This window comes from Paenibacillus radicis (ex Gao et al. 2016), assembly GCF_014641555.1.
GTDB classification, from domain to species: Bacteria; Bacillota; Bacilli; order Paenibacillales; family Paenibacillaceae; genus Pristimantibacillus; species Pristimantibacillus radicis.
Genome location: NZ_BMHY01000002.1, coordinates 276681 through 283808, shown reverse-complemented (window position 1 = coordinate 283808; position 7128 = coordinate 276681). Strand labels below are relative to the sequence as shown.

The window sequence follows — 7128 nt, the reverse complement described above, 5'->3', positions numbered from 1 at the left end:
ATCGGCGTATTGCGTTCCGCTTCATCCATGGTCTTGTAATATCGATGGTCGGAATGCGCGTCGAGCCGGTTGACCCGGTATACCGTTGCGTCGCTCAGCCAGTCCAAGCTGGCGCTTGCTGCTTTCATGCCCAAATGCCCCCTCATATCTACATTCATGATCTAGATGATTATTTTACTGAACCTGTCATACCTGCCACAAAATGCTTCTGCATCAGGAAGAACACGATCGCCGTAGGCAATGTTGCAATCAGAATAACGAGCATGATTACGCCGTAATCCGGAGCGTAGCTGGAGCCCAAGTTCGAGATCAACAGCGGAATCGTTCTTTTCTCCGGCGATTGCAGCACGACCAGCGGCCACAGATAGTTGTTCCAGCTGGACATGAACGTAATGATCGCAGCTGCTGCATAAGTCGTTTTCATCGTCGGCACATAAATGCGGAAGAAAATACCCAGTTCATTCAGACCATCAATGCGGCCTGCTTCGAGCATATCCTTCGGAAACATCTTTGTATTCTGCCGGAAGAAGAATATGAGAAACGCTGTCGTAACTGACGGTAAAATGACGGCTGTCATTGTATCGATACCGATTGCCGGAATAACTTTGGAAATACCGCCGAACATCCGGTACAAAGGAACCATGATTGCCGCGAACGGAATCATCATCGACAGAAGCAGAATGCTAAAAATCCGATCCTTCGCCTTGCTGCGGAAAATCTCAAAGCCGTAGCCTGCAAGCGAAGCAATTAGCAGCGCAATAATCGTTGTGGTAACCGATATTTTAGCCGAATTCCAAAGTGCAGGTCCGATATCAATGGTATCGAGGACCTTCTTCAGGTTTTCACCCAGGAAAGCGCCGGGCATAAGCTTGCCCTTCGTCACGTCAACCGATTTATTCGTGGCGCTGGAGATCATCCACAAGAATGGGAAGATGGAGACGACCGCAGCAACGCTTAAGAATAAGTAAGTTAAAAACTTTTTCAATTTATCCATTTTTATCACCTGCCAGTTTGAACTGAAGGAACGAGAAGATAACGATCAGAATAACGACGGCATAGGAGACAGTCGCCGCATAACCAAAGTCAGGTGTATATTTGAACGAAAGGTTGTAAATATATTGCGATAGCGTCGTGGTCGCGTTACCTGGACCACCCTTCGTAATGTTCATAACCTCGTCGAACAGCTGCAGCGTACCGATTGTTGACGTAATAGACGTGAACAAAATGATCGGCCGGAGTAGCGGCATCGTAATCTGGGTGAACTGCCGGAATGCGGATGCGCCGTCAATGCGTGCTGCTTCATATATGGAGTTGTCGATATTTTGCAAAGCCGATAAATAGAAAATCATGTTATATCCGGTCCAACGCCAAGTAATGGCGACTATGATCGTAATTTTAGCCCAGAACGGGTCGCTGATCCAAAGAATCGGATCGGCAATCAGATGCAGCTTCAGCAGCATCGTATTAATAAGCCCTTCATTTCCGAACAAATATTTGAAAATAACCGAGTAAGCAACGAGGGATGTAACGGCTGGCAAGAAAATTGCCGTCCGGAAGAAGCCCTTGAATTTCAAATTTCTATCGTTAAGCAATACAGAAATAAACATAGCAAGAACGATCATGATCGGTACTTGCACGATTAAGTAAATAAACGTATTTTTCAATGCAGCAATAAAGGTCGCGTCCTTGAAAAGTCGCGTGTAGTTCTCCGTCCCCACATACGAGAGGTTCGTACCTGTTCCCGATTGAAACGACATCAGGAGCGCCTGAATCATCGGATAAAAATAAAATATGCAAATCATAACGACAGCTAGCGCAATAAATGCCCAACTTACGGCATTCGTTCTTGCTTTGATGCCCATGCCTGCTCTTGCCTCTTTCACAGCTTCGCCAGCTCCTTCCTTAATTCAGCCTAACATGTATGGTTTCTTGGTTTCTTTTTATTGCAACTATGGCAACAACCTAAGGACACTCTGTCCGCCATCGACAATATCGTCGCTGGCGGACGGGTGTCCAAGGTCATTGTCTGTTGCTTTTTTTAATTATTTAATTTGTGCGTCTGCTTGGCTTTGTGCATCTTTCAACACTTGATCCAGCTTCTTGCCATTCAAGAAGTTTTGCATTTCAACAACGAGGATGTCCTCAATTGCGTAAGTGTGCATACCGAAGTTTACTTTTGGTACTTCAGCTGTCCATTTCGCGAAGTCTTCAACTACTTTTTGTCCGCCGAAGAATTCATTTGGCTGTTTGTAAGCATCGCCTGCTGCAGCCGGTTTGTATGTGCCGATAGCGCCTACTTCTGTAATCAGTTTTTGGTACAGGTCAGAATCGGAACCGAAAGTAGCGCCAAGGAACTCAGCTGCTTTTTCTTTGCCAGGAACGTTCAGTACATAGAACGAGCTGCCGCCGATGCTTGCTGCGTGTACGGAATTAGGTGTTTTCGACAGTTTTGGCAATGGTGCAACGCCCCATTTGCCGGATTGCGAAGCTTCAGCCGCGATCGAAGGCATGAACCAGTTGCCTGTCGGATAAGAAGCAACATCACCGGAGTTGAAGTTAGCTACCAATTGGCTCCAGTCCGCATGCGGTTTCACGATGTTGGCTTTCATAATTTTCTCATAAACTTCAAACGCTTCTTTCATCGCTTCATTGCCAGCGATGTTAGCTGTTTTGCCGTCTTCTTTCAGGTACCATGCACCCGTCGATTGCGTCATCATACGGATAAGGCTGAGGTCGGTAGGGTCAAGGGAAATCCAGTTTTTGCCTGTTTTTTCTTTAACCTTTTTACCGATTTCGATGTATTGTTCCCAAGTGATGTCCTGCATGTCTGCAAGCGTGTAGCCCGCTTCTTTCAGGTAGTCCGTACGTACGAACACGCCTGCTGCGCCGGAGTCAAATGGAAGACCGTAGTGTTTGCCGTCTACGCTTGTAGGTCCAAGTTTGTAGTCAGCGAAGTCTTCAGCTTTGAAGTAGCTGCTCAGATCGAAGAACATGTCCGGATATGCTTGCAGGAAACTTTGCGCGCGATAATCCTCGATCAATACGATGTTTGGAAGACCTTTCGTTGTGCCCGAGCTCATGCCCGTGTTCAGCTTTTGAACGATATCGTTCTGTGCGTTCTCAATAATATCAACGGTCAGTTTCGAATCTTTTGCTGCATAATCTTCTTTAGCCAGATTCAAAGCTTTGATGTTGAAGTTTGGATCCCAAGCCCAGACCGTAATCTTGCTTGTATCAGCCGCGTTACCGCCTTTGTTGCCGCCGTTGTCCGATTTGGACGAACAAGCCGACAGTACCAGTACGGTAGCAAAAAGTAATACGAGTAATTTTTTCATTACAAGACCTCCGTATTTATTTGTTTGCATTCCTGTAAGCGTTTCCTCACTTACTTTTTCAGTGTATCATCCCGCGTTTCTCTCTCGTTAGAACGATCTTTACAACGAGTTGTTCAATTATTATGACTTGATTTGGTCATTTGCATTCGATTTGGACGATTTATATAAATTTGAATAATTATTAGATTTTCAAGAGCGGAATCCGGATTTTGATTCTGGTTCCTTCTCCCAATTCACTTGAAATCGTTACGCCGTAGCTTTCTCCGTAAAGCAATTTAATCCGGTCATTTACGTTTCGTACGCCAATTCCGCTGAATAGCTGCCGTTTGCTTGATGAATTTGGCAGTTTGCTTCCCCTAGATAATTCCATACCGTCCCCGTTATCTACAACTTCGCACATGAGCGCATCGCCATCCTGCCCGATCATAATGTAGATATGCCCCTCCGGCTTAATATTAAACGCATGGAAAAAGGCATTCTCAATAAAAGGCTGAATCATAAGCTTCGGAACGTGATAGTCCAAACAATCCGGTGCGATGAAATAACTGACCCGAATCCGTTCGCCATAACGGATCTGGTTGATAAACACGTAGTTTTTCATATTGTCCAGTTCCTGGCTGACTGTAATCGTCTCGCTGATATTGCCGATTGCGTTGTGGAGCAATGAAATAAGGGCATTAATCGTTTCAGCCGCTTTATCCTTGCTGCCCTGCTGAACCATAAACTTAACCGAAGCCAGTGTGTTGTACAGAAAATGAGGGTTAATCTGCTGCTGCAGCGCTTCAAGCTCGGCATTTCGCCGCTGCTTCTGCGTCTCCACCAGTTCACCCACGTAATCATTCAGTTCATCGATCATCGCATTGAAAGCAATGCCAAGCTGTTTCGTTTCATAACTGCCACCGATCGTTACGTGACGGTCGAATTCATATTTGGATATATTCGAAATTTGCTTCACAAGGCGGGTCAACGATTTCGTAAGCCGTCTGGAGATAATAAACACAATAATAACGGCAACCGCCACAATCGCCATCACGATGAGAAGGATCCTCTTCGTGTCGGTCAACTGGCCGATTGCCGCATTTTTATCGATCAAATTAACCATATAAAGATCTAATGGGGCTAAATATTCAGATAGTACAATTTGATCTTTGCCCATGAGATGGGCGTTCTTGTAGTCGAGCGAACGCTCTTCGATTTGCTCCACATCCGTCAGGAGCTCCTTTGAGGTTTCACCGATCCATTCCTTACGGTTCGCGGAAATGATCAGACCATCCTTATCCAAAACAATCGCATCGCTCGCTTGGCTCGTGTTCACGTCATAAAACTGAGAGAAGTCCCGCTCTCTAATCGCAAAATAAACGATGCCGTATGCTTTTCCGGAACGGTCGAGCAGCGTCTTGGCCGCGATAATCGTCGGCTCCATATACGGCTTGCCCGAACGCTTGGCATCATCGTAAAAATACATAAGCTTGGTGGGCTGCTCTAGCGCTTTTTTCGTAATCGGATGGTCCTTAAGCTCCTTGTCAGGCACCGGCCAGTAAGTACGGTCTACCGTCGCGTAGCTTCTGCCGTTAATTCCCGTTACCGTAATACCTACCTCATAGACATCCATGCCGGATTTGATCCGGTTCATTTGCTGCCCCATTCTGTAAAAAGCTTGGTTCATTTCACTCGACGTACCGCCATTCTCGGTTAGAAACTGACGAATAGTGCCGCTTTGCGCAATTTTATTCGTAGTAAGCACGATGGAATAATTGAAGGAATCAATACGGCTGTTGATTTGTTCAATAACTTTGGAGTTCGTAATACTGAACGTTTCCATAAACACCCGTTCCGACACATTAATCGTCGTCCATGTCACAAGGATGGACACGGCGACGATGCTGGCAACCATAATAATGAACATTTTTACAAACAGCCCGTTATATTTAAACCGGTCCAATAGTCGTCTCATAACTCACCTATCTCGTATATTGTTGGCGGTAACGGCTTGGCGACAAGCCGGTATGCTTCTTGAACACTTTGCAGAAATAGCTATGATCCGAATAGCCGACTAAGCCGCTAATCTCGGAAATCGGAGCCGAGCCCGCCCGCAGCAGCTCGGAGGCTTTGTTCGTACGAACACGATGCAGATAATCGATAAAGCCTTCGCTATGATGCGTAGAGAAATAGCTCGACAAGTACGATGGGTTAAAATGAAAATGCTTAGCCATTTCCGTCAAATTAAGCGGCTCGGCGTAATGTTCATCGATATAATCCAGCAGCCTTCTCATGTTGACGTTGCCGCTTTGTTCGACTCGGTCCTGAATGCACTGCTTCGCCTCTTCAATAAACGCGCTTAGCACCTCCGCCGCCTCGTCCGCATGACGGGCGTCTTCAACTGCTTTGAAATAAAAGTACTTTTTACCCTCCAGCTGTTGGATGTTGTAATCCATATTGCCTAGAAGCACTGTTATATTGAAGATTAAATTACCGAGGAATGATTTGAATTCAAACACATCGGTCATATAATTGGTTGTAATCGCCTGCACATGCTCCTTTAAATAGTTGAAAGCCGCATCAAAGTGCTCCCGTTTGAATTCCTCCGTGAACTGGTTCAGATTAAACGGCTCTAGGCCTTGCGGCGTTTCCGGAAGGTTGTTATAGACAAGCAGACGTTTGCCCGGAAAATAAAAATGATAGTCCATCAGCTTCAGCAGGCTTTGCTTATAAATGTGACCTAGCTCGGCAATATCCATAAACGGTTCGCCTACTACGATGGCCGTATCCGCATGATGCTCCACAAGCACGCTTGTCATCGCCCTCGCCCAGCTGGGAAGGGAAGCGAGACCGTTGTGGTCCATATTGAGAAGAAAGACAATCATCGGCAAATCGGTCGGGAGTATGCGATAGACGACCTCAGCCGCAGCTGTCCGGGCATCGAGCTCGTCCTGCAAGCTTTTCGTCAGGCCGATGATTTGATGCTTCGTCCGGTTGCGTCCCCTAAGATCGACACCAATGAGACAATAGCAGCGGTAAGGAAACTCAGCGGCGAGCTCTTGCTCGTCGTATTCGGCTTCGAATCCGGACAACAGTTTTTCCAGCAACAGCTCCACCGAAACCTTCGCATCGCCTGCTGATTGCTGCGTGCGAAGCGAAGGGATTTTGCTCGCCGTGTCTTTTAATACGTTCAGCAAATGAGCGATATCCAGCTTTGGCTTCAATATATAGTCTCTCACGCCGCTTTGGAATGTCGACCGCACGTAGTCGAACTCCCCAAAGCTGCTGAGTACGATAATTTCAATTTCGGGATAATGCAGCTTGATTTGCCGGGTGAGCTCTTCCCCGTCCATCACCGGCATGACAATATCCGTCAACACGATATGCGGCTGCAGCTCAGCAATCAGCTCTAGCGCCTCTTTCCCGTTCGAGGCTTCTCCGACGATCTGAAAGCCCTCTTGCTCCCAGTTCATAAAGTGCTTGATTCCCTGTCTAATCAACGCCTCATCATCTACAATTAATACCTTGCAATATGTGAATGCCATACCGGCACCTCCTGCTCAACCAAACTTAAATCTATAAGTCGACCTAAACCGAAACTTAAACTACATTATAACCGAAATATCGCCACGAAAATAATCGTTTTGTCGAATGCTGTCGTTTGGTGCAGCTCATTCACCGATCCTTCCGTTTTCAGCGATGCCTAACTCCATATTTCAACTAACTTTTTATGTGGTTGCTTGATATTCATTCCCCACTCTGTCCTTATCCAGGATAACGAACCTGATTCGCTATTTTGCGAATCTAACTTCAC

Annotated in this window: 5 protein-coding genes; all 5 read right to left on the bottom strand. The window is 46.2% G+C overall.

The window, feature by feature from the left end:
- Positions 1–169 precede the first annotated feature (169 nt).
- Complete coding sequence (locus tag IEX98_RS06855; protein ID WP_188888195.1) at positions 170–994, bottom strand: carbohydrate ABC transporter permease; 825 nt, start codon at positions 992–994, stop codon at positions 170–172.
- Entirely contained in the window at positions 987–1862 is an 876-nt protein-coding gene (locus IEX98_RS06850) for a carbohydrate ABC transporter permease (protein ID WP_042166457.1), read from the bottom strand. Before IEX98_RS06850 ends, IEX98_RS06855 begins: the two co-directional genes overlap by 8 nt.
- A 180-nt stretch (positions 1863–2042) precedes the next feature.
- On the bottom strand, positions 2043–3335 hold the full coding sequence (locus IEX98_RS06845) for an ABC transporter substrate-binding protein (protein WP_188888194.1): 1293 nt from the start codon (positions 3333–3335) through the stop codon (positions 2043–2045).
- Between the two features lie 181 nt (positions 3336–3516).
- Positions 3517–5289 (bottom strand): sensor histidine kinase, encoded by a 1773-nt coding sequence (locus IEX98_RS06840; RefSeq protein WP_188888193.1) that lies wholly within the window; start codon positions 5287–5289, stop codon positions 3517–3519.
- Between the two features lie 7 nt (positions 5290–5296).
- On the bottom strand, positions 5297–6859 hold the full coding sequence (locus IEX98_RS06835) for a response regulator transcription factor (RefSeq protein WP_188888192.1): 1563 nt from the start codon (positions 6857–6859) through the stop codon (positions 5297–5299).
- Between the last annotated feature and the right edge of the window lie 269 nt (positions 6860–7128).